Origin of the sequence: Legionella cherrii (genome assembly GCF_900635815.1) — a bacterium.
In the GTDB taxonomy this organism is placed as follows: domain Bacteria; phylum Pseudomonadota; class Gammaproteobacteria; order Legionellales; family Legionellaceae; genus Legionella; species Legionella cherrii.
Genome location: NZ_LR134173.1, coordinates 670,526 through 692,063, shown reverse-complemented (window position 1 = coordinate 692,063; position 21,538 = coordinate 670,526). Strand labels below are relative to the sequence as shown.

Below are 21,538 nucleotides of genomic sequence, written 5' to 3'. Positions count from 1 at the left end.
GACATAAAACCTTTATTATTTGAAAGGATCCGGTTTGGTAATTTTCCGGATCCTTTAGTGCACCTAAGCAGATTGAATGTGCAACCCTTCGTAAGCTTGCTGCAATGCAGATAATTTATTGCGAGTATCCGTATGAAAAAAACCAAAGTGTTCTGCTATGAATTTAGGGAGAGGATCTCGATGTTTATCAATGAATGCCCTGTTTTCATGATGGTTTAATTCATCATGAATTTTTTGGATGAACGTACCAGACTGTTCTGTTCGCACGTGTTGAGGAAGCATCAAAAACTCCAGGGTTGTTTGATATAAAGAGAGCACTAACGTGTAGGTTTTATTGGCTTTATCTCCCCGCTCTTCGTCTGTCGATTTTTCGTCTAACATCGCCAGGGATTTAATTTTCAAGACCCTTAAGGAATAACTGATTTTTTGATATTTGGCTCGGTTAAAATCGGATGGCTGCTCTTTTTGAATCGCATCAATCTGCTGTCTTATTTGCTGATCCAGATGATGTAAAACCCTTTCTTTTTGGTTGATGTCCAATGATTCATCTTTAGCGATGGTTTCTTTTAATAATGACTTTGTTGGGGCAGTGACTTTGATTGGCGTGTCGGCAATTTTGTTTTTAGCTTCCAGAGCTGGATTTATCGGTTGTGCAATGGTTTGAGGGAGGGTATACATTTTTTCAAAAAACTGAGCGACGGCAAGCATCTCATAAACCGCTGTCTTAGTTGCTGATTCTGATGGTTCAGAGTGCCGATTTTTATACTCTTTAACTTGGGTGCCAAGCTTCAATAGCATGTGCTCCACTGACTCGAGAACCATGATAATTTCTTTGGGAAATAATCCTTCTTTTGCAAGGCGCATGGTATTTTTGTTGGCTTTGGAGATCGCGACGAACGATTCTTTGACGTGTTGCAGGTCGGCTTCAACAACCCTACATAAATTGTCGAGCACAGTAAAAATTTCAGTAAAATGCTGCGGATCATTAATATAAATTGCTCCCAATTGTTCTATGCTGTGCAATAAGTGAGAGCAAAATGCTTGTAAGGAAATAATGGCGTGAATTAAGTGGGCAAAATTTGCCATAATGACGGTTCGCTCCAGCAACTCCTGCTCCTCATTAACCACCACAAACTCAGGATTTTTTTCAGGCCCCACTCTTTTGGTGTTAATAAAATTGCGTGAGTCACTAAATACCCGCAATATTGCTTTTAATTCTTTGTCTAAACGTGCCTTATCTTTTGATGTTTTGCTTCTTTGCTGCTGAATGGTTTGTGCCCAATCGGTGAACGCAAAAAGATCGGCGGGTGATATGACTTTTTTTTCTTTCAAAATGGAACATGGCCTGAGGGATTTTAGATAGTATGCAGCCAAACCGATGATCCAATCTTTAAATACAGATTCCGGTAAATTGATTTCATGAAATTTACTAAAAACTGTCCCCCATACTTCGGATTTAATATACTCTCTACGGACCATATTATTTTCCAGCTCATCAAGGGCTACTGTATCTGCTAAATCCTTTTCTTTCTCGGGCACCACCATTTTTACTAAGAGTCGTAACAATCGATTACTGTCATCAAGACAGGTTTCTCTAAGCTCATTGACCAGTTCACGTAATGACAGTGATTCTTTATGTTTGTCCAAGTGTTGTTTGGCATCTAATAAGTAGGTATATACTGGTTGCAAACGTTTAAAATGCTGGCTATTTTCCCTACCTTCTTTAGATGCATAATCATCAATAAAGTCAGTCAGCGCGCTAAGATATGCCGAATCAAAATCATACCCTTCGAAGCTTAAGCATCTGTTTTGTAAGATATTGAGTAAATAAGAAAGAACTCCTGCGGTAGTATCATTATGATTATCCCGACTTAAATAATACTCTTTTAATTTTAAGATCGCATGTAGAATGGATTGTCTGTATGACGATAACTCAGGGGGTACTTGTGGGAGTTTTCTGCCTATTTCCTTAATATCATCCACGGTATAGTGCAGGGAATCTACTGATTTGAGGTCATTTTCAAGGGTAAATTTGAAAATGGGAGGGAAGCCTTGAATGACGCCATAACCAGGGACTTCAATTTTTTCCAAGAAATGTTTATGGCGTCGATTGATGTCTTCAATTTCATCTCTATGTTTTTTTTCTTCATAGTGCTCCCATTTTTTATGAGCAATTGCAATGACTGCTCCTGTACCTACGATCCCAAGAGCTACTAAACCTGCGATGGCTTCAGGTTGTGAAAGGCTAAGAGCGCTGATACTGCTTAATCCATTTAATGCACTGGTTAGGGGCATAATTTTTCCTCACTAAAAATTTTAAGGCGCGCTATCTTTAAATCAGGTCGATAGGAAAAAGCGATCTACAAAAATTAAAAGGTAGCTTTGTAGCCACATGCAATTTGCACGCCAGGGAGTTTTCTTATAAGTTCAAATGTGTAGAATGAATGGAATACGACTTTAATTGAGTCCTCTCTGAGATCATCACTTTATGGAATATTATTCAGTTCTGTATCTCTTGATTTTATTTTTAGTCTCAGCTTTGGTGCATCACTTTTATAAGAATGGCATCTGTTGCCAGACCTCTGCCGGCAGCATTGTCATGGCTATTGGGATTGCCACTTTTGATGTGTTGCCGCGATTTCAATTTGTAACCCCTTTGGTTAAACGACTGATTATCCTGGAGTTGTTGGTTATAGGGCTTTATTTAATATGCTTTTTTGTAAAATGTTCTTTGACAGGACAATTTAAGTTGTTTACTACCCGCGCAATAAATCAATTTGGTATCGGGACTTGGGTAGCCGGTTCTTCAGTGTTAACACTCTTATTTTTACAAGAATTCCCCTCCTGGGATTTGGTTATTTGGTTGTGTGCCTTTTGCGCGTTATTTTTTTGGCCAATTTATCTCGTTATTTCATTAATCAATTTACAGCGTATTTTTTTAAAAAAAATAAAAATACATACTGGAAATATTTTACTTCTTACTGTGAGTACGCAAGCATTAGCGTTACTTACCCATTCTTTGTTTGCGTCGGTAATGCCGATTTTAATTAGCCAGATATTAATTATTTTGGGTTATTTGTTCTATGTCATTGGGATCAAGATTGTTGGGAAGTATTTGCTTTCATGCTCAAAGAAACGTTTGCTGTTAGGTTGGAGTAACGGAAACAGCATCATTCATGGTGCCCTGTCCATCTCAGGATTGGCCATTACCGCGACTCATGCTCTTGATGATAAGGTAATTCTTAATACTTGGATTCTTGCAACCAGTTTATTATTTCTTGTTGAGGGAATGAGTTTAATTAAAATGTATCATCGAATAATGATTGCAGGTTTTATTCATGGCATTTTTGTTTATAATCTTTCTCAATGGACCCGAATTTTTACTTTAGGGATGTATTATTCATTTTCTTTTGCTTTATACAAACAAAATGTAGGTAACAAATTTATAGTACAGACAGTGCTCATGTATGGAAAATATATTGTATTAATACTTTTGTTGTTTGAGGTATTTATTTTTTTACAGGATAAGTTAAGTGATCGAAAGCAATAAAAATTACTCAGCTTAAAGTTTTTCAATTGTGTAGTACGAAGGGATGAGTCTACTCATGAATCAGCAAATTAAAAAAATTGCCACAGATCTCTTGCATTCAGCGGGTATTACACCTAATGGGAAGGAACCTTGGGATATTCAAATTAATAATGAAGAATTTTACCAACGTATTTTTAATGAGGGTTCTTTAGCACTAGGCGAGACCTACATGGATGGATGGTGGGATTGTGAAAGCCTCGACCAATTCTTTACCCGTATTCTGCGGGCGCGACTGTATGAAAAAGTCAAAGCCGACAAATGGTTATGGCCAAAATTAATTTGGCTCAAATTGATTAATCATCAATCTAAAAAACGAGCCCTTGAAGTCGGTCGCAGGCACTATGATTTAGGCAATGAATTATTTAAATCCATGCTGGATAGCCGTATGAATTACACCTGCGGTTATTGGAAAAATGCCAATGATCTCGATACGGCACAATTGAATAAATTGGAATTAAGTTGCCAGAAATTAAAACTCGAACCGGGGATGCGTGTATTAGACATAGGCTGTGGTTTTGGTGCTTTTGCCAAATATGCGGTGGAGCATTATGGTGTCAGTGTGGTGGGGATCACGATATCCAAAGAACAGTATGACTATGCCAAACAAAATTGTTCTGGGCTGCCTATTGAAATCCGTTTCCAGGATTATCGGGATATTTATGAACAATTTGATCGTGTGGTTTCTTTAGGGATGTTTGAACATGTAGGGTATCGAAATTATCGTGTTTACCTGCAAAAGGTTCGTGATTGTCTTCAAAATAATGGCTTGTTTTTGTTACATACCATTGGCGGAAATGAAACGACCAAATCCAGTGATCCCTGGATTAATAAATATATATTTCCTAATGGTATGATTCCGTCTATGGAGCAAATCAGTAACGCTTCAGAAGGATTATTTGTTATGGAAAACTGGGCGAACTTTGGGGCTTATTATGACAACACCCTAATGGCCTGGCATGACCGCTTCGAACAAAATTGGGAGCGTTTAAAGGAACAATATGACCAACGTTTTTATCGTATGTGGCGCTATTATTTATTAGCATGTGCCGGTTCTTTTCGTGCTCGTACAAACCAGTTATGGCAAATTGTCTTTTCCAAAGAAGGACTTCCAGGTGGGTATCAAGAGCCTTTATTTACAGGCATTAAAAACAGAGAATCTGGAAATAAAAAAACCGTTTCGAATTTTGAATTGTCATAAAAAATAAAGAGGGATACTGGCCGTATCCCTCAAGCGTATTTAATTAGTGCTTCTTGGCAAATGCCATACGCAAATGACTGTTGATGGTTTCAATTGCACTACGACATGCTGGAGTATCAAAAAGATCATTGAGCATGACGAAATCATGAATGGTGCCGTGATGGCGGATTCCGGTGACGGGAACACCCGCTGCATTAAGCTTATGCTCATATGCTTCACCCTCATCCCGCAATACGTCACATTCACCATTAATTACCAGTGCTGGAGGTAACCCTCTGAGTTGATCCACAGTGGCTTGCAAAGGACATGCGGTGATTTCTTTTCTTTTGGCTTTATCGGGTAAATAATTGTCCCAAAACCACTCCATGGCTTTTTTGGTTAACCAAGGACCATCCGCAAATTCTTTGTAGGAGTCATTTTCAAAGTTGGCATCAGTTACTGGATAAATGAGCACTTGATAATCAATTTTAGGACCGCCACGTTGTTTGGCAAGAATGGTCATCACTGCGGCCATGTTTCCTCCGACACTATCACCCGCAACGGCTAAACGAGAAGTATCCAGGTTGAGTTCTTTGCCATGCTCGGCAATGTATTTCAACGCTGAATAATCTTCTTCAATTTGTGTTGGGTATTGTGCTTCCGGAGCTAAAGAATAATTGACAAATACGACGGCAGCATGAGCACCGACTGAAAGCTCACGAACAAGACGTCCATGAGTTTGCCAATCCCCAAAAACCCAACCTGCACCGTGATAGAACATGACTACGGGTAGTTTTTCTTTTGAGCCTTTAGGACGAATAATACGAATGCCTACTTTCCCTTTGGCATGTTGAATAAAACGATCTTCAATATCTACCTCAGGTTCTTTAATAGAAGGAGCTTCTTGCAATTTATCAAAAATCGCCCTTCCTTCTTGTACAGGAAGATCATAAATCGGCTTACCACCAGCTTTCTTGATTTTTTCAACGAAAGCCCAGGTTTTTGGTTCTATACGCTTACTCAGATCCATTTTTTCTGTCCTCATGGTTGAAGTTTAAACACAATTTCATTTTTTTCTTGTATGAATAATATGAAGCCAAGGCTGTCACTTTTATTAACAGGACAGAATAAGTATAGACAATTTAGAGATTTTTGTTTTTTCTCAATAAAAACGCTAAAAAAAATGAAACGCGTAGTGATTATTGATTCGGTAAAAAAAAGGATAGGATTTAAGTGATACCATAACGGCTAGCCTGAGCGTAGATGAGAAACCGCTTTCGGTTTTTCGGACTTACACCCAAGCTAAAACATCAGTTAATTCTTCATGATTCATTTCCTACTGGAAAAGATCCCTGTTCAGGATTTCGATAATCAGGGAAAGAACAGTGCATGTGGGCAATCTTCCAGGCTCCCTGCTCTTTTTCGATGGTTAATGTACCACGCAAATGTTCGAATACATGCTCGCTGCCTTCGATGGTAATACGTGCATTACATACTGCGGCAGCCCACAGGGCATCATCAGGGGTTGGAACAAAACGAATTATTTCTATTTTACCCTGTTCTGATTGGCTCCAATCCCTTCTAAATTGCTCTTCTATTTCCTTTAAGCCGATACGGTATTCATCAACTGCAGATCCCCAGACATTCGTATTTTGAGTAAAGAGGCTGAGTAACAAAGGTAAATTACGTTGTTCATATCCATCACAAAATTGTTTAAAGAGTTGCTCTGCTGGTTTTATTTCTGGACGTTTCATAAGTTATTCTCCTGAACCAATTTTTGACGGAGTATAGAAAACGGAAAAAAAGTTGTCTGTCCGGTACGAACACGGACAACCATAAAACCTTACAGTGCCGAACCTAGATACAACATCCGCTCCATTTCTAATTTGGAAGAATATCCTGTACGTTGTTTGATACGCAGCAAATAGGTATCTACTGTTCGAGGTGAAAGCTCAAGAAATTGGGCGATTTGTTTGTGGGTTGCTCCTTGTAGTAATATTCTGAGACAGGTTAATTCTTGTACCGTGAGGTAGGTCGGTCCACTTCTTCCAATTACAGGGATTCGGCCTTGAGTGAGGCAAATATCTTTGTAATTCACATCACGATAGGCTTCAGGTAAAGCGACTGGGTTTTTATTCAGTTCTTGGATTAACTCTTTGTTCTGAAGTTCAAAATCAAAAGTAAACTGCTCAATTGCTTTGAGCTTATTGAGATAAAAAGATCCTGCATTTTCTTGTTCATAGGGTAAGGCAACCGCAATCATATCGTAATAATTTTTACTGCGGCGGACTAAGGTCAGCCCATTGTGCATATTAAATTTTTCGCGGGCAATTTGCACTGGTGTACTCGGCAATTCTTCATCCCAAAGAAACCAGTATGAGTGAGATTTTTCATGATCGTTTTCAAATGACGAGAACACAACAGGTTCATTTTCAATGTGTTGGAAGTATTCAAAGAGACCGGTATTGTTGGTTAAACAATTAATTGAGCCATCCGCAAAACATCGTAAATATTGAAAATAATTAAATCCAAATCCGTCCAATAAATTTTTACTGACTTCCTGAATTTTATTTTTTAACAAAAAAATAGGATGGTTTAAGTCAATTTTTAATGACATTTTAAATAAAGCAACCTGAATTAAATAAACAAGCTGAAATGTATTTTGTCAGTAATTTTATTATTGATCAAATTGAATCGCATTGTTTCATTTCTTTATATTTGATATAAAGTTGAAAAAAGCCTGTGGATTTTTAATTTCAGAATAAAGGAGATTATGATGTTGAAGCAAAAAGATAACTCAGGTAAACAAAAGGAAAAAAGACTCATCCCTCCAGGTCTTAAACGCCAATTATCAGTAGCCTATATTGCTCCAAACGGTCGACTTACCTCAGATGATCCCGATTCTTATCAAGGACAAGAACGCTTGGATTATCAAGACGCATTAATAAGGCAACGACCATGGACTGGTTATGCCGATGGAATTATAGCGAGAAGAGAAAAACAAAGGGGGCGTTTTTTTTCCCAGAAAAAGGAAGAGGAACAGGTGGAATATGCTGCACCGACCCCTCCATAAAAATTTATCGCCCAATACCTCTCCTGGAGAGGTATCTAAGCGATAATTTTGAGTCGAAATGGCTATAGAGGGTCCAAGGATTATTATTTAATTATTAGAAATAGAACTCTAAAACAAGGAGTTAAAAGTATCTTTTTTTTGCTTTTAAGGTCTATATTAGATAGGTAGGAACCCATAATTTAATTATTAAATTATTCGCATTTTATGGAGTTTGTTATGTCTGTCGCCTCAATAAGAAAAGTTTATAATGTTTACGCTTCATTCTACGATTTTTTGTTTGGTTCTATTTTTAACCCAGGTCGTTCTTTGTGTACCGATGTAATCAACAAAGCAGCAAAGCAACACGCTACAGTACTTGAAATTGGTATTGGGACGGGTTTGTCTTTACCGCTGTATCGTGCTGATTTACACATTACGGGAATTGATATTTCTGAAAAAATGTTGGAAAAAGCAGAGGAGCAGGTGGTAAAAAATAACCTCGAAGAGCGAGTGCAGTTAAAAATTATGGATGCGGCCCATTTAGAGTTTCCTGATAACAGTTTTGATTTTATAGTCGCTATGTATGTGGCCTCTGTGGTTCCCGATGTGAATGCTTTTTTGCGCGAATTAACACGTGTTGCCAAGCCTACGGCAGAGATAATCTTTGTCAATCATTTTGCTTCTGAACATTCTGTAATTCGTTTTTTTGAGAGAATATTTGCGCGTGTTAATGAGCTTGTTGGTTTTAGATCCGATTTTTCAGTCCAATCTCTTCTTGATTACAAGCCATTAATCCTGTTGGATTCTCGAAAGACCAATCTTTTTGGTTATTGGAAATTATTGCGTTGTAAAATCCAGAAAGAAAAATGAAGCCAATCCCTCTCCCAGCGATGAGAGGGGGGGAAAGACTAATTGCCTGCAATCAAAACCCTCATCCGCCCTAAGGCACCTTCTCCTCATGGGGAGAAGGGAGCTAATCTTTTATTTCTGACTGGATGAACCTGCGCAGTACTTTCGCTATTCGTCCTTGATGACGCGCCATGGGATACCATCCTGGGCATTGGGTTAAGCGATAAAAACTTAAGCAATATTTAATTGGACTTAAACGTTTTGCTAATGTGAATGCCTTCAATAATCGCTCTTGAGGTTCAAAAGCCTGCCAATGACTCAAATAGCTGTCACGTAATATGCCATAGAGTTCACTGTGCTCCTTGATCTGATGATGGTGCATCATGTCCATCAAAAATGAAATGAGAGAAAAAAATGGGTGGGAAATAACGCTTTCACCCCAATCAATAACGGTGAGATGCTGCACTTGATGCAGAATATTATTTTCGTGAAAATCACTGTGTTCTATTGTTTCAGGAATTGCATATTGGTTTAGTTGCTGGCAAAGATCCACCACTTTGGGGTGCAAAGAGATAAGTTGCTGCCACTCATTTGCACGCAAACCATCCTCTTTTAAAAAAGCAGATTCCTCCAACAATTTTAAATAGAAACCAGGTAAATTAGTCAAGCGCCAATCAGGAACCCCGAGCGCCAGCAAGGAGTCCATTTGACTAATAAGCCCTATTTGGATGGTTACATAACATTTAAGTGCTTCTTTGGCCAATTCAAGTGGATAGTTGATCGCCATACTTTCTCTAAGTGGCGTCCCTCTATCACTCATCAAAAAGCAACCTAAACCGAAATGAGTACTCAGTACTTCAGGTACTGAAGCCGGAAAAAAACTTCGAAGGTATAATAATAAATTAGGCTCAATAGCAAATACTTCCGGTATTTGTTTTAAATAAAAAAATCCTTTGTTAGTAGCAATTTGATGCACCTTGGCCCAGGAAGCATGGTGCATTTGTTTAAACGATCCTTCAATGGAATAGCCATGTTGATTCAGGTAATTTTGTGCCCAAAGAAACGCCGGATTACTTTCTACATTCATAGATAACCGTCTCGTCATTTTTATCTGGGGATGCAGATCTATCAAATGCTTTAAGCAGGCGAATTTCTTTAAAACCCGTTTCATGCAATAAATCCACTAACAGGGATGGATCATCATAAAGCCGAATTTTATATTCCTCGATTTCAGTTTTTATCAGTTGATTGGCTTCAACTAATTCATATTTGCCAATGGAATAGCAAATTGATTCCTGGAGCATAGCCAGTTGACTGAGCAAAATGATTTGTCCATCGGCTCGATGCCAACGTGAACCACGCCAAATGCCTAATTCTTTAGGAACGGCATTTAAGGTTTCTGTTTCAAAGATCAAGCGACCATTTTCTTTTAAATGATCGTACATAACGTTTAACGCGTGCTTCACTGCAGCCAAATCAATAATAAGACCAAACGAACCACTAGGGATAAAGATTAAACTGTATTGTTTTGCTTGCTGGAGTTTTTCAAGGTATCCATGCCAGATATTGGGATTTAAATGTTGCGCTCTTGCTTTAGCATGTAACGCATCCAGCATCGATTGGCTTGCATCAAACCCTTCGACATCAAATCCTTCGCCCAGCATCGGCAGCAGAAAGCGACCTGTACCACACATAGGCTCCAAAATAGGACCATCCGCCTCTTGTGCATAACTTAGATAAAAATCCCAAGCATCCTTTGGTGGGAGTGGCTTGCTCAAATCATAGACTTGGGTGCATAAGCTTAAATAAGTATCCAATGATTTATTCGGCATAGACAAAAACCTTGCAAGGCAATTAAAGTGCGTTGATAAATTTTATACTTTTAATTGGGTTTCGCCTATTCTCGAATGTAACGATTTTTTTCTTATTTGCTATTACATTAAGGCCATATTAATTAAGAAATTATCATTTAGACTTCCCGGGGCATTGAGTGAAATCACCTGAAGAAGATAAAGGATATCACTGTTTTTCTTTTTTTTTATTGCTATTATCTGAAAACGTTCTTCTTAATTGAGAGGGGGAATTGTGTCGCAAAAAACATTAATTTTTTTACCTGGGGTTTTATCGGATCAGCGCGTTTGGTCATATCAAACCAATCATTTGCAGGATCTTGTGCGCTGTCAAAGCATCCCATTAGTGAGAAATACCACTGAAGAATTAATCCAAGAGATTTTAAATCAAGTTGAAGGTGATTTTTTCTTGGCGGGACATTCAATGGGGGGATGGCTGGCATTGGAGCTTGCCAGGAGAGTCCCTGAACGCGTTTTAAAACTGTGTTTGTTAAATACATCGGCACAACCCGATTCCAAGGAAAAACATCAAAAAAGAATTTCAATGATCAAAAAGTCTGAACAAGGAGAATTTGCAGAGGTCGCTGCAGCACTTGCCGATGATTATGTTGTTGATGAGCGAGTCAAAAAAAAAGTCTATTCCATGTTTTTAAGTGTTGGCCAACCAACTTTTATTGCACAACAAAAGATCCTTTTAGCGCGCCAAGAATGTCGCTCCTTCCTCTCCTCTTTGACCATGCCTACCTTAGTAATTCATGCTCGCCAAGATAAAAATTTTTCTTTGGCGACACATGAGGAACTGTGCGATCACCTTCCCAATGCTAAATTAGCGATTATTGAAGACTCGGGACATATGTCACCTATGGAATCCCCCCAAGCGGTAACCACTTTATTACGTTTTTGGCTTGATTACTTTTGATGAAGTTAATCTTCATAGTCGTTCAAATCAAATGCTTCTTGTAGGTTTTCCAATTGTTCTTCAACGATGGTTAATTTTTCAAAACTTGCGATATGGAATAAAGCTTGTCCTGAATGCACCAGAGGTAACATATTTTCACCAATAATAATGCCGGAAATAGGCGACTTTAATTGGTATTCTTCCGTACTGGTTGGATTGGCAATAACCGCGATCGTTTGTCCTTTAGCTACCCGATTTCCTGATTTTTTAATGTGTCTTAAAATGCCGCTTATTGGGGCTCTAATCCAATAACTGCTTCTGGATACCGTGGGGGTGCATTTTTTTACCCGGAATTTTCCTGGTTGGATCATCCCTAATGCGCCCATAACACTTAAAATCCCATTAATGCCCGTTCTGATGGAAAGCTCATCAAACCGCAAAGACTCTCCCCCCTCATAAACAAAGATGGGGATACCCTGTTCATTGGCGTATTCGCGCATTGAACCATCTCTAAAAGTCGAGTGCAGGATTACAGGGACATTAAACGCCAGGGCCAATTCTTCAATTCCTGGCATATCCAGGTTTGCTCTAACCTGAGGCAAATTAAAACGATGGTTCGAGCCAGTATGCAGGTCAATCGCATGGGTAGATTGGGATAAAATTTGTTTGCTGATTATTTCTGCAAGAATGGCTGCAAGTGAGCCATTGGAATTGCCAGGAAACGATCGATTTAAGTCTCTTCGATCCATCAGGTAGCGCTTCTGGTACAAGAAACCATATACATTCACAATAGGAATCGCAATGATGTTCCCCTTGATTTTTTTTAGTCCCTTTTTTTTCAAGAAGCGCCTGATGATCTCAACACCGTTGATTTCATCACCATGTATTGCGGCAGTAATGCATAAAGAAGGACCTTCCTCCACACCATTAATGACATGTATTGGTAAACTGATGGGTGTCCAGTCATATAACTTGGGCATGGGTAATAAAACGGTTTTCCTTTCTCCAGGTTTGATTTTTACATCACCAATAATTACGGGTGCTTTGTTACTCATTCCCTTAACTTCCTTAAATAAGACTTATATAACAAGTGTAGCTTGAATTAAGAAAGATATAATAAAAGGGGCATCCGCTTCATCGGATCACAAAATGCTCTCGATATGGTTTAGATAGCTAAACTATCAAGCAAATTACATGAGCGGAGTAGGCATTTTATGAGGATCACCTTGATCGATTTTGGGCTCTTGAGGCCCATACATTCTTATCCCTGATGAAGATTTTTGGTGCACGGTATTTAAATTGGGCATTGAGCTAGCAAGAGTACGTTCCTTTTTTATAGAAGCCGCACTTCTTGACGTAACCTCATCTGTTTTCTTGACAGCTGGTGGCGTTGGCGTGGAGTCTGTGGGTTTATCGAGGTGACAATCGTATATGCCGCCGATGATTGCACCAACTAAAGGGGGGATGATAAGAGCGAATCCCAGGGTAAGTTTTGAAAGTAAAATAGTGATAATGATCCCGGCTAAAATACCTGCAAGGCTACTGCTGTGTCCATCGTTCAATCTCCTCATCAAAGGCTCCAAAAATCCTAGATAATTCCTTCGTGCTGATTTTGTTTTGTCAGTGATTTTTAAAGCAGGGGATTGATAGGCCATCTTGGATTGACCCGTCGATTTGTTGCTTAATTTTCCGAGCTCTGTCTCAGATTTTGTTTTCAGTTTTCTAAATGTTTCTTTTCGATATTCATACAACTGGGTGAAAATTCCTGTCGTACTTTCATGGTGTTTTGTTTCTCCTGGCGGGATAGTCCTGCGTCCAGGATCGGGATTTGCTCGGGATACTTTAGGTTGCATTAAATCAATTCGTGCATTTTGTCTTTTAAGTTTTCTTAATGGCTCCTCCTTTACCTCATTAATTTGTGATGTCTGCAAGAGAATATGTTCTGCATCTTTAATTTTTTTGATGTTATTCTCGCGAAGTAGAGGCATCAACTTATAACTGTCATCAATCCATTTTTTGAAGTTATTGAAGGAAGCCCAATTCTTACTGGATAAAGTGGTTTTTTCCGGAACTTTCGAAAGTAAATGATGCCAACGTGTGAAAAATTCAGTTGCGACCGCACAAATTTGCAAAAATTCACGTTTGGTAATGATACCTTGCTCGTATTTGCTTTTTCCATCCATAACCTGTTGCAATGTAATTTTGACTTTAGCAAGGTGTCTTGGGTAATCTAAACCGTGCCACTTTATGTGGACATCATGCCATTTAGTTTTGATGGGTTTGAAGGGATCTGTTACTTCAACGGATTTATATCCAGCAGCTTTCTCGTGGGTGGTGTAGCCCGGGCCAACATGACGAATAGAGCTGTATATCCCTATCGCGCGGTCACTCCTATCAATGACACCAGGACGAATTCCCGCCTGATAAAGCAATGGTTCTATCTGCTCTAATAGATTGTTATAGTCTTTTTCCTTGCCTTCTTCGATGTAAATGGTAATTTGCATCCCATTGAATACACGTAATATATCCTGAATTGCTTGATTTTTATCGTGTAGCGTAAGGTTGCGCTGACTTAAAAAGTCTTCGCTAACTTTTTTCATTTCTTCCAGCATAATTTGCGCGGGTGCTAATCGAGTTGTTTTAAAACAGGGAACTTGTTGCGCGAGTAATATAGGGCAAATAATATCCCATGCCTTCCCAAGGTCATAAGGATGGATGCTTAGATGAATCTTCCAATGGGATTCTTCATACGCTTCACTACGTCCAGTATCCGATACAAAATGTGCAAAGAGGATCGAATCGGCGATTTTTTGGGGGAGAATGACCGCTCCTGTTGCATCGCGTTCATTGAGCGCACTCCAGGGCATGGTGGTGCCACCAATATGTGCTTTATGATTACCAAGAATTATGGTTTTTGATTCCAAACAAATTTCGTTTAATTCAGAATACGGCATGATTAAAATAGCGGCAGCTTGTTCCTTGAATTGCCCAATATAATGTCTTTAACAATCTTCTTCAATCTTTTTTGTTCATTTGAGTAAATTATTAACCATTAGATTTGAGGGGCTAATCTATATCGTTTGAGCAGAAGCAAATAAGCTGATTGTTGCAAAATCAAAGTTTCGGTAGAGTCGAATGCATCTCTCCTAGTTTCATGCCAGTGAGGCATTGATCAAATACGGTATAATTATCATGTGGACCTGTGTTAATGATAGGAAACACTATATGGTCGAAAAGATGGGCGCGTTTTTCAATTTCCTCAGCGTATATCTGGGCCACTATTGATGGATCATTTTTAAATGCCCCACAACCCCAGGCCCCCAAAATCGCATGTGTTTTGTTTTCAATGATTAATGTATCCAATTGGGCCGCGATCCGTCTCCTCAAGTCAGTGGTGTATTTTTTCAAAGCCTTTGGAGCCAACTCGTGTGGTTCAATGGAAAATTCTGGGGCTGCTGATCTTAATTCATAAAAGGGGAAAATAGTCGAGGGATGAAGAAAGGAATAACTCAGGTCACTGTCTGCAGCGCGTTTACTCGACCCTTCGTCATCAAAACCAGAAGTCACAGGTACTACTTCTGGTCCTCTGAAACATATTCTGGGATGGGGGTTAAATAATACTTTATAGGCTATCGCATCTGCATGGCTGTTGTGTTGCTTTAAGACTTCATATTCTTTATCCGTCATTTTGATCTTCGCTTCTAATAATTTTTTTGCCATATTAGTGTAGCGAAACGTCATGGTGTCTTTATCTAGATAAATTATTTTGTCCAGTAACGATTGAGCACAGGTGCTTCGATGCCACATATTTTCTTCTTGAGCACTCCCACCTTCCAAGGCAGCTCCTCCAGGGAATTCAGGATTAGCCATATTCAGCACAGAATAAGTGACGCCATGTCTTTGGGTTGCTTCAAGTGTTGCAAGCCCCCAATCTTTAGGAACGACTTCAACTGTTTTGGGAGGGGATACTTTTTGTTGCTCCCATTGACTTAAGTTAAATTGTGCTTGTCTATGAAGTTCTTTGAGTTTGTTCTCATCAACGATGTAATCTAATGTTTTGCCCATACTTTTATGCCGCCATCTTTCCCCAGTTAGGCTGCCTCGGACAAAGCTGGGTGTATGTGCCGAATGAACTTCTTTGATTAGAGCCGGTACTTTTGGTGCTCTTCTAAACAGCGTTCTTGATAACATGACACAATCCTTAATTTCGGGTACTCATTTTTCTGCTTGGTTGGTTCTCTTTTTAAAAACTTAAATTCAGATTGCTTTGACTATGGGATTTACTTTTTAAGTATAGAATACAGAAAGGTGATCGGATTGCTTCAATTCTCATGCTTTGAGAAAAACGTTCAAAATAGAGCAAGTCTTTTAAAACTTCCTCTACTTGGTTTGACTGATCGATAACGGCGATTGAAACATCGGGTTGCTGCCAACAGTGTTTACCCATCTTTAAGTACGAATTGACTCAGATAAAATTTCAAACGATTTGAGAATTTGCTCTGGTGTATGCGTCGCAGTGATAAAAAAGCGTAAGCGAGCGGAATTTTCAGGAACTGCGGGATAAATAATCGGCTTAACATTTACTCCACGGCTAAAACATTGCCTTGATGTATGGATGCATTTTTGTGAGTCACCCAAAATAATGGGTAAAATCGGGGTATGCTCATTTAATCCTATATTAAATCCATAGTTAATGGCGGTCTTTCGCGCTAATTGACTTAAATCGTTTAAGCGGTTAATTCGTTCCGGCTCTTTTGCCATGGTTCTTATAGATGATAATGCAGCGGCTGTATTTGCGGGGGGGAGCCCTACTGAAAATACAAATCCTGGACATGTGTATTTTAAGTATTCAATCAGTTCCTTGGTACCGGCGATATATCCACCGCAGCTTGCAAAAGATTTACTTAAAGTTCCCATCCATATTTCTACATCCATGGGATTAATGCCATAGTGTTCAGAAATACCCCTACCGTTTTTCCCAAGAACGCCCATGGAATGAGCCTCGTCTATCATAAGCCAGGCAGCATGGCGGTTTTTTACCTCAATAAAATGATGAAGAGGGGCGATATCACCATCCATACTATAAATACCCTCAATAACAATTAATACCCTTTTATAAAAACCTCGATCTTTAGTTAAAATAGCATCAACCGCCTGCCAATCGTTGTGCGGGAACGCAATGCGGGTGGCTTTAGAATATACCGCACCGAGGACCAGACTGTTATGGGCAAGCTCATCATGTAAAATCAAGTCATCAGGTCCATAGAGATGGGCAATAGTCATAACGTTTGTAGCATGGCCGCTCGTAAAAACCAGTGCATCTTCAACACCGAGCAGTTGTGCTAATTCATTCTCTAGCTCTTGATGAATTACCTTTTGTCCTGATACGAGTCGACTTGCAGAAACAGAGGTTCCATATTTTCTAATTGCATCACAACTTGCGGAGATTATCTCTGGATGAGAGGCCAAGCCTAGGTAATTATAGGAGGTAAAATTAATATATTCTTTTCCATTAATGATGCAGGTATTTTCAGATATGCCTTGTTGGGCATCAAAAAAAATATTATCCCCTAACTGCGCTTGCATGTTTTTTAGATGAAGGTAAGGAGGATATGTTTTAAGTTCAGTATAATTTGCTTCAGTTTTTTCTATTTTCTTTTGTTTCTTTTCTGAAAAACCATGCCGCTTACTTAGGTCAGGCTTTAATTGTTGTTCATTAATACACTCGAATAGATAGCTCGCAAGCTCTTGGATATTCTCGAAATTAAGGATTAACTCAGTATCAATTTGCATCTGAAAGTCATCTTCAATATTTGCAATGAAGTGTTGAATATGCAAAGAATCAAAACCAAAACGTGTTAATGGAGAGCTTATATCAATATTCTCCTTAGGCTGGCTTAGAATGGTTGCAATATTTCTTTGTAAATAATCCTCGATTTCACGAATACTTAACTGATCTTTACTCATCATCGTTTCCACTTCCAGATTGCCAAACATAAAAAGCATGGAGTTCGTTGTCAGCCACCAATTTTTTAATGATGTTTCTTCTTAGCTTGCCACTCGTGGTTTTTGGAATTTTCTTGGGTGGTAACAACGCAATGAACTGAGGGTTTAATCCAAAACTAGAACTAATATTTACTTTTATTTTATTTACAATATCTTCAAGCTCTTGCTCGGAAAAAAGTTGCTTCACTTCGGCAACAATTGCTAATTGTTCAGAATCACTGATAGTTATTGAAAATGCTGCAATACAGCCTGTTCTTAAACGAGAATCTGATGTGGCAAGAAATAGTTCAATATCGTAAGGATAGTGATTTTTTCCGTTGATTATAATGAGCTCTTTTATTCTTCCGGTGATGTATAAGTTATCATTATATAAAAATCCCAAATCTCCAGTTCTAAGATATTTCATGGCATCCGAATTTTCTAAATCAGCATGAAATGTTTCCTTAGTCGCCTCATCATTTTCCCAATAGCCGCTGGTAACACTAGGCCCACGCAAGCAAATTTCTCCGATTTCGCCTTCTGCACACTTTCTAAAAGGGGCTTTAGATGCGATCATTATCGGGACCATTGGTTTACCACAACCCACTAAAACAGCATGCCTATTATTTTCAACATCGTCCGTCAGTACTACTTTATTTTGACGCAAAGACTCGACATCCACATTTAATAGTTGCGGATGGTCATTCCCATTTTTGTGTCCACTAACAAATACAGTGGATTCTGCCAAACCGTAAATTGGATAAAATGATTTTTTTTGGAAGCCGTATTTACTGAATTTCTTATGGAAATTAGATAAAGTTCTATGGTGAATGTATTCCGCTCCATTGTATGCGACTCGCCATGAATGCAATTGCAAGTTGTTTCCAATTATTTGTTCATCAATTCTTTTTTCACAAAGTTCATACGCGAAATTGGGTCCGCCACTGATATGTGCCTCAAAATCAGAAATTGCCTTGAGCCATAAATAGGGATGTCTAAGGAAGGTAATGGGAGACATCATAAAAATGCGGAAGCCTGCATATACTGGGAATAACAAATTACCTATCAGTCCCATATCATGATAGGGAGGCAACCAGGAAACCATACGTTCATTGCTGGTTTTACCGATAGTTTCATAGACTAAGCTCAAGTTATCCAGCAGGTTTCCATGTCGTACGATGACGCCCTTAGGCATGGCCGTTGAGCCCGATGTATATTGCAAATAGCACATATCTGAGCTTTTAAGTAATACAGGTTTATATAAATCTGCCATATCCACTGATGCTTTATTGATATCCAGCCAGCGAAAATGGTGAAAATCCCATTCCATTAAATGATTCACTTGGGTTGAGAATTTAGTAACAAATTTTTGAATTAAGGGGATGGAGGCAAGATTTTTTATGAATCCCAGCTTTTTTATTTTTTGTATGATTTCTGTATTTGATAAAATAATAGCGGGCTGCGAGTTATTAATAATTGCCTGTAATTTTTCAACAGTACTTTTATCGAAAGGGGGATAAGCAGGTACAGCAAGTACTCCCGCAAAAAAGCACGCCCAAAAAGTCACTATATAATCCATTCCTGGTGAAAAAATCAACAAGGCGCGGTCTCCAGGTTTGACGTATTGTTGAATTAATGCCGCTAAGGAGTGGATTTTTTGTTGCAGTTCGCTGTAGGTAAGTAACTCACTGTTTTCCAACAATCCAGTCGAAGAGAAGTAATACAATGGAGCTGATGGGTTCATAAGACAGCGGTCTGTGAACAGCTCAACCATACTTTCGATTTTTTTCTTTGAGTTCATCCGAATAGCCAAATCGTTTTCAAATACAAAATTACAATACTAAGTATCGGTATCTTAGTTTGCTCATATTTTATGAGTTTAGTCGTTTTTTTAAATTGCTCAAGAAATGAACAATTATTTTTTATGAATAGACGTAGGCCAGGATTAAAACTGGCCTACATTTATAGGGGGTTAACAAAGCGATTTAAATCAAACATACATTGAATTTCGGATTTCTTCGAACCGGGTACTCTCTTGTTCTTCCATTTTTTCAGCAGCTTGTTTCTCCGCTTCCTCTTGTTGTTGTTGCGCTTTTAATTTGCTAAGTTCAATCATATTTTGCACTTTTAATTCCTGTAAAATTGCAACTAATAAAAAGTCAGTAGTCGTCTGTAATCTTATCTCTTGAATGGGGTGTTGTACTTCTTGTGGGGTTTGAGTTTTCTGTAAGGTTGATGATGGTGCTCTTTGTTTTTGATTAAAGAAAAGTTGTGATTTTTGATGAGCATCAGGTTGTTTTCTTTTATTATTTCCATTTACATGCGGAACATTTGTGGCTTTTTTACCCATGGTGATCTCCTTTTCCTATGAGTCCCTATCAGGTTAATATAAATCTTGATTAAAATGCAATTATTTTTTTCAAAATCATTAAATTTTGACGCTTATGGGTTATTCTGCGCATCTTGGCTAATTATTTTATTTTTGGTTTCGTTTTTGTTTAGGATAAGTCTCTGTCGCGGGTTGGGCATTTACTCCATAAGCCAGCATGAACGCTGAGCCGGTTCAGCCCCAAATTTTTTGGGGCTCAGCTGGAGCAATGCATGAATCGATGATTATGAAACGATACACCTGGTATTTAGTCTAATTTCAAAGTCGATACAGCAGAATGAGTCTCTCCAAGTTTCATGCCATTTAGATGTTGCTCAAATATGGCAAAATTATTATGCGACCCCGTGTTAATTATAGGGAATACAATATGGTTGAAGAAATGGGCACGTTTTTCAATTTCTTCCCCATAAATCTTTGCCACCATAGAAGGGTCATTTTTAAATGCGCCACAACCCCAAGCACCCAAAATTGCATTGGGTTGTCCTTCAATAATTAATGTATCTAATTGGGCTGCGATGCGTCTTCGCAAATCCGCTGCATATTGTGCCCGGGCTTCTTGCGTTAGCGCGTGGGGTTCGATGGCAAATTCAGGGGCGGCTGATCTTAATTCGAAAAATGGGAAGATCTCTGATGGCTGAAGAAAAGAATAACTCAGGTCGCTGTCTGCAACCCGAGTTGCTGATGTAAAATCACTCGAATCAGTAGGAAGAGTTATTTCTGGCCCCCTGAAACATATCCTAGGGATTCGGCTAAAGAGTACTTTATGTCCTGAGGAATCTGTTTCCCCTGCCAGTTTTTTTAAGACTGCACGTTCTTCCGCAGTCATTTTAATCTTGGCTTCTAACAATTTGCTTGCGGTCTCATGGTAGCGAAAGGTCATCGTGTCTTTATCGACGTATATTATTTTATCCAGTAAGGATTGAGCACAGGTGCTTCGATGCCACATATTTTCTTCTTGGGCACTTCCGCCTTCCAGGGAAGCTCCCCCTGGGAATACTGGATTGGCCATATTGAGTACAGAATACGGGTTACCATGCTTCTTGGTGGCTTCAAGTGTTGCCAGCCCCCAATCTTTATGGATTACTTCAACCGATTTGGGTGGCGCTAATTTATTTCGTGCCCATTGAGCTAAATTGAATTGAGCCTGTTTGTGGAGTTCCTGGAGTTTATTGGAATCCTCGATGCTATCCAATGTTTTTCCCATGCTTCTATGACGCCATCTACTACCGGTATAAGAGCCGGTGAGGATATGGGGTTTATGAGCGGCATATACATCTCGAATTGCAGAGGGAGCTTTCGAAGATGTGGGTCTAAATAGAGCAAACCTCGCCATCATTTTCTATCCTTAATTTCTAATACTTATATTCTATTTTTGGTGTTCTGCTTTTAAAACACGCTGGCGCAGTTTTTATTAAGAGTTCACTTCTAGTTAGAATAAAGTAAGGTCAAATTCCATAAGCACACAACAGCTTTGAGTGGTATCCGATTGAATTTCCATAATCCAAATAGCACTCTTGATTTTTGTTTTTATTGATAATTTTTTTGAACATGCAACAAGATGTTTAGCTCTCCAATAGCATTATTCTAAGCAATTGTATCCTTCCTTTTTACTTCTTGATTCAACATTGAGTAAGTTGAGTCAAAATGAGTAAACCAGAATGTTCAAAAAAAGTCAACTGTGTTTTTTACCCTAGGCAGAAGTATATTTAATGAGCTGCGGGAGCCGCCAAAAGCTTGATTTCACCGTCT

At 38.8% G+C, this 21,538-nt stretch carries 18 protein-coding genes; 5 read left to right on the top strand and 13 right to left on the bottom strand.

What is annotated here, in order from left to right:
• Positions 1-63: 63 nt before the first annotated feature.
• Positions 64-2,295: a hypothetical protein gene (locus tag EL022_RS02960; protein WP_028381490.1), complete on the bottom strand. Its 2,232-nt coding sequence runs from the start codon at positions 2,293-2,295 to the stop codon at positions 64-66.
• 193 nt (positions 2,296-2,488) lie between these two features.
• Here EL022_RS02960 and EL022_RS02955 point away from each other — a divergent pair, with 193 nt between their 5' ends.
• On the top strand, positions 2,489-3,550 hold the full coding sequence (locus EL022_RS02955; RefSeq protein ID WP_028381491.1) for a TDT family transporter: 1,062 nt from the start codon (positions 2,489-2,491) through the stop codon (positions 3,548-3,550).
• A gap of 55 nt (positions 3,551-3,605) precedes the next feature.
• Positions 3,606-4,787, top strand: a complete 1,182-nt coding sequence (gene cfa / locus EL022_RS02950; protein WP_028381492.1) for a cyclopropane fatty acyl phospholipid synthase — start codon at positions 3,606-3,608, stop codon at positions 4,785-4,787.
• A gap of 43 nt (positions 4,788-4,830) precedes the next feature.
• Here the strand turns inward: cfa and EL022_RS02945 are convergent, their stop codons facing one another.
• From EL022_RS02945 to EL022_RS02935, 3 genes are all read right to left on the bottom strand, one after another.
• Entirely contained in the window at positions 4,831-5,796 is a 966-nt protein-coding gene (locus EL022_RS02945) for an alpha/beta hydrolase (RefSeq protein WP_028381493.1), read from the bottom strand.
• Between the two features lie 292 nt (positions 5,797-6,088).
• Positions 6,089-6,520 carry a nuclear transport factor 2 family protein gene (locus tag EL022_RS02940; protein ID WP_065235810.1) on the bottom strand — a complete coding sequence of 144 codons (432 nt, stop codon included), beginning with the start codon at positions 6,518-6,520 and terminating at the stop codon, positions 6,089-6,091.
• Between the two features lie 89 nt (positions 6,521-6,609).
• Complete coding sequence (locus EL022_RS02935; RefSeq protein WP_028381494.1) at positions 6,610-7,383, bottom strand: helix-turn-helix domain-containing protein; 774 nt, start codon at positions 7,381-7,383, stop codon at positions 6,610-6,612.
• A gap of 156 nt (positions 7,384-7,539) precedes the next feature.
• Between EL022_RS02935 and EL022_RS02930 the strand changes: the two genes are divergently transcribed.
• Positions 7,540-7,839 carry a hypothetical protein gene (locus tag EL022_RS02930; RefSeq protein ID WP_237761360.1) on the top strand — a complete coding sequence of 100 codons (300 nt, stop codon included), beginning with the start codon at positions 7,540-7,542 and terminating at the stop codon, positions 7,837-7,839.
• Between the two features lie 216 nt (positions 7,840-8,055).
• Positions 8,056-8,688: a class I SAM-dependent methyltransferase gene (locus tag EL022_RS02925; protein ID WP_028381496.1), complete on the top strand. Its 633-nt coding sequence runs from the start codon at positions 8,056-8,058 to the stop codon at positions 8,686-8,688.
• Between the two features lie 103 nt (positions 8,689-8,791).
• Here EL022_RS02925 and EL022_RS02920 read toward each other — a convergent pair whose 3' ends face one another.
• Together EL022_RS02920 and EL022_RS02915 are read right to left on the bottom strand one after the other, a co-directional pair.
• On the bottom strand, positions 8,792-9,754 hold the full coding sequence (locus tag EL022_RS02920; protein ID WP_051544475.1) for a phosphotransferase: 963 nt from the start codon (positions 9,752-9,754) through the stop codon (positions 8,792-8,794).
• On the bottom strand, positions 9,738-10,499 hold the full coding sequence (locus EL022_RS02915) for a class I SAM-dependent methyltransferase (RefSeq protein WP_028381497.1): 762 nt from the start codon (positions 10,497-10,499) through the stop codon (positions 9,738-9,740). Before EL022_RS02915 ends, EL022_RS02920 begins: the two co-directional genes overlap by 17 nt.
• Positions 10,500-10,752: 253 nt before the next feature.
• Between EL022_RS02915 and EL022_RS02910 the strand changes: the two genes are divergently transcribed.
• Positions 10,753-11,436: an alpha/beta fold hydrolase gene (locus EL022_RS02910; RefSeq protein ID WP_028381498.1), complete on the top strand. Its 684-nt coding sequence runs from the start codon at positions 10,753-10,755 to the stop codon at positions 11,434-11,436.
• A gap of 5 nt (positions 11,437-11,441) precedes the next feature.
• Here the strand turns inward: EL022_RS02910 and EL022_RS02905 are convergent, their stop codons facing one another.
• The 7 genes from EL022_RS02905 to EL022_RS02875 all read right to left on the bottom strand — a co-directional run bounded on the left by EL022_RS02905 (position 11,442) and on the right by EL022_RS02875 (position 21,125).
• Positions 11,442-12,470: a succinylglutamate desuccinylase/aspartoacylase family protein gene (locus tag EL022_RS02905; RefSeq protein WP_028381499.1), complete on the bottom strand. Its 1,029-nt coding sequence runs from the start codon at positions 12,468-12,470 to the stop codon at positions 11,442-11,444.
• Positions 12,471-12,605: 135 nt separating this feature from the next.
• Positions 12,606-14,339, bottom strand: a complete 1,734-nt coding sequence (locus EL022_RS02900) for a hypothetical protein (protein WP_131777555.1) — start codon at positions 14,337-14,339, stop codon at positions 12,606-12,608.
• Positions 14,340-14,529: 190 nt separating this feature from the next.
• The gene (locus tag EL022_RS02895; RefSeq protein WP_035900990.1) at positions 14,530-15,606 is read right to left on the bottom strand and encodes a poly(ADP-ribose) glycohydrolase domain-containing protein; all 1,077 of its coding nucleotides are present in this window, start codon (positions 15,604-15,606) and stop codon (positions 14,530-14,532) included.
• A 258-nt stretch (positions 15,607-15,864) separates the two neighbouring features.
• Positions 15,865-17,385: an aminotransferase class I/II-fold pyridoxal phosphate-dependent enzyme gene (locus tag EL022_RS02890; RefSeq protein ID WP_028381502.1), complete on the bottom strand. Its 1,521-nt coding sequence runs from the start codon at positions 17,383-17,385 to the stop codon at positions 15,865-15,867.
• Positions 17,375-19,201: a fatty acyl-AMP ligase gene (locus tag EL022_RS02885; protein WP_028381503.1), complete on the bottom strand. Its 1,827-nt coding sequence runs from the start codon at positions 19,199-19,201 to the stop codon at positions 17,375-17,377. Before EL022_RS02885 ends, EL022_RS02890 begins: the two co-directional genes overlap by 11 nt.
• Positions 19,202-19,390: 189 nt before the next feature.
• Positions 19,391-19,750 carry a hypothetical protein gene (locus EL022_RS02880; RefSeq protein WP_028381504.1) on the bottom strand — a complete coding sequence of 120 codons (360 nt, stop codon included), beginning with the start codon at positions 19,748-19,750 and terminating at the stop codon, positions 19,391-19,393.
• Between the two features lie 286 nt (positions 19,751-20,036).
• The gene (locus EL022_RS02875; RefSeq protein WP_028381505.1) at positions 20,037-21,125 is read right to left on the bottom strand and encodes a poly(ADP-ribose) glycohydrolase domain-containing protein; all 1,089 of its coding nucleotides are present in this window, start codon (positions 21,123-21,125) and stop codon (positions 20,037-20,039) included.
• Between the last annotated feature and the right edge of the window lie 413 nt (positions 21,126-21,538).

Bases quoted from the DNA above. Each gene is read 5' to 3' on its own strand.
- EL022_RS02930 (WP_237761360.1), top strand. From the start codon at position 7,540: ATGATGTTGAAGCAAAAAGATAACTCAGGTAAACAAAAGGAAAAAAGA.
- cfa (WP_028381492.1), top strand. From the start codon at position 3,606: ATGAATCAGCAAATTAAAAAAATTGCCACAGATCTCTTGCATTCAGCG.
- EL022_RS02890 (WP_028381502.1), bottom strand. From the start codon at position 17,385: ATGATGAGTAAAGATCAGTTAAGTATTCGTGAAATCGAGGATTATTTA.
- EL022_RS02885 (WP_028381503.1), bottom strand. From the start codon at position 19,201: ATGAACTCAAAGAAAAAAATCGAAAGTATGGTTGAGCTGTTCACAGAC.
- EL022_RS02940 (WP_065235810.1), bottom strand. From the start codon at position 6,520: ATGAAACGTCCAGAAATAAAACCAGCAGAGCAACTCTTTAAACAATTT.
- EL022_RS02895 (WP_035900990.1), bottom strand. From the start codon at position 15,606: ATGTTATCAAGAACGCTGTTTAGAAGAGCACCAAAAGTACCGGCTCTA.
- EL022_RS02960 (WP_028381490.1), bottom strand. From the start codon at position 2,295: ATGCCCCTAACCAGTGCATTAAATGGATTAAGCAGTATCAGCGCTCTT.
- EL022_RS02875 (WP_028381505.1), bottom strand. From the start codon at position 21,125: ATGATGGCGAGGTTTGCTCTATTTAGACCCACATCTTCGAAAGCTCCC.
- EL022_RS02880 (WP_028381504.1), bottom strand. From the start codon at position 19,750: ATGGGTAAAAAAGCCACAAATGTTCCGCATGTAAATGGAAATAATAAA.
- EL022_RS02925 (WP_028381496.1), top strand. From the start codon at position 8,056: ATGTCTGTCGCCTCAATAAGAAAAGTTTATAATGTTTACGCTTCATTC.
- EL022_RS02915 (WP_028381497.1), bottom strand. From the start codon at position 10,499: ATGCCGAATAAATCATTGGATACTTATTTAAGCTTATGCACCCAAGTC.
- EL022_RS02935 (WP_028381494.1), bottom strand. From the start codon at position 7,383: ATGTCATTAAAAATTGACTTAAACCATCCTATTTTTTTGTTAAAAAAT.
- EL022_RS02905 (WP_028381499.1), bottom strand. From the start codon at position 12,470: ATGAGTAACAAAGCACCCGTAATTATTGGTGATGTAAAAATCAAACCT.
- EL022_RS02945 (WP_028381493.1), bottom strand. From the start codon at position 5,796: ATGGATCTGAGTAAGCGTATAGAACCAAAAACCTGGGCTTTCGTTGAA.
- EL022_RS02955 (WP_028381491.1), top strand. From the start codon at position 2,489: ATGGAATATTATTCAGTTCTGTATCTCTTGATTTTATTTTTAGTCTCA.
- EL022_RS02920 (WP_051544475.1), bottom strand. From the start codon at position 9,754: ATGAATGTAGAAAGTAATCCGGCGTTTCTTTGGGCACAAAATTACCTG.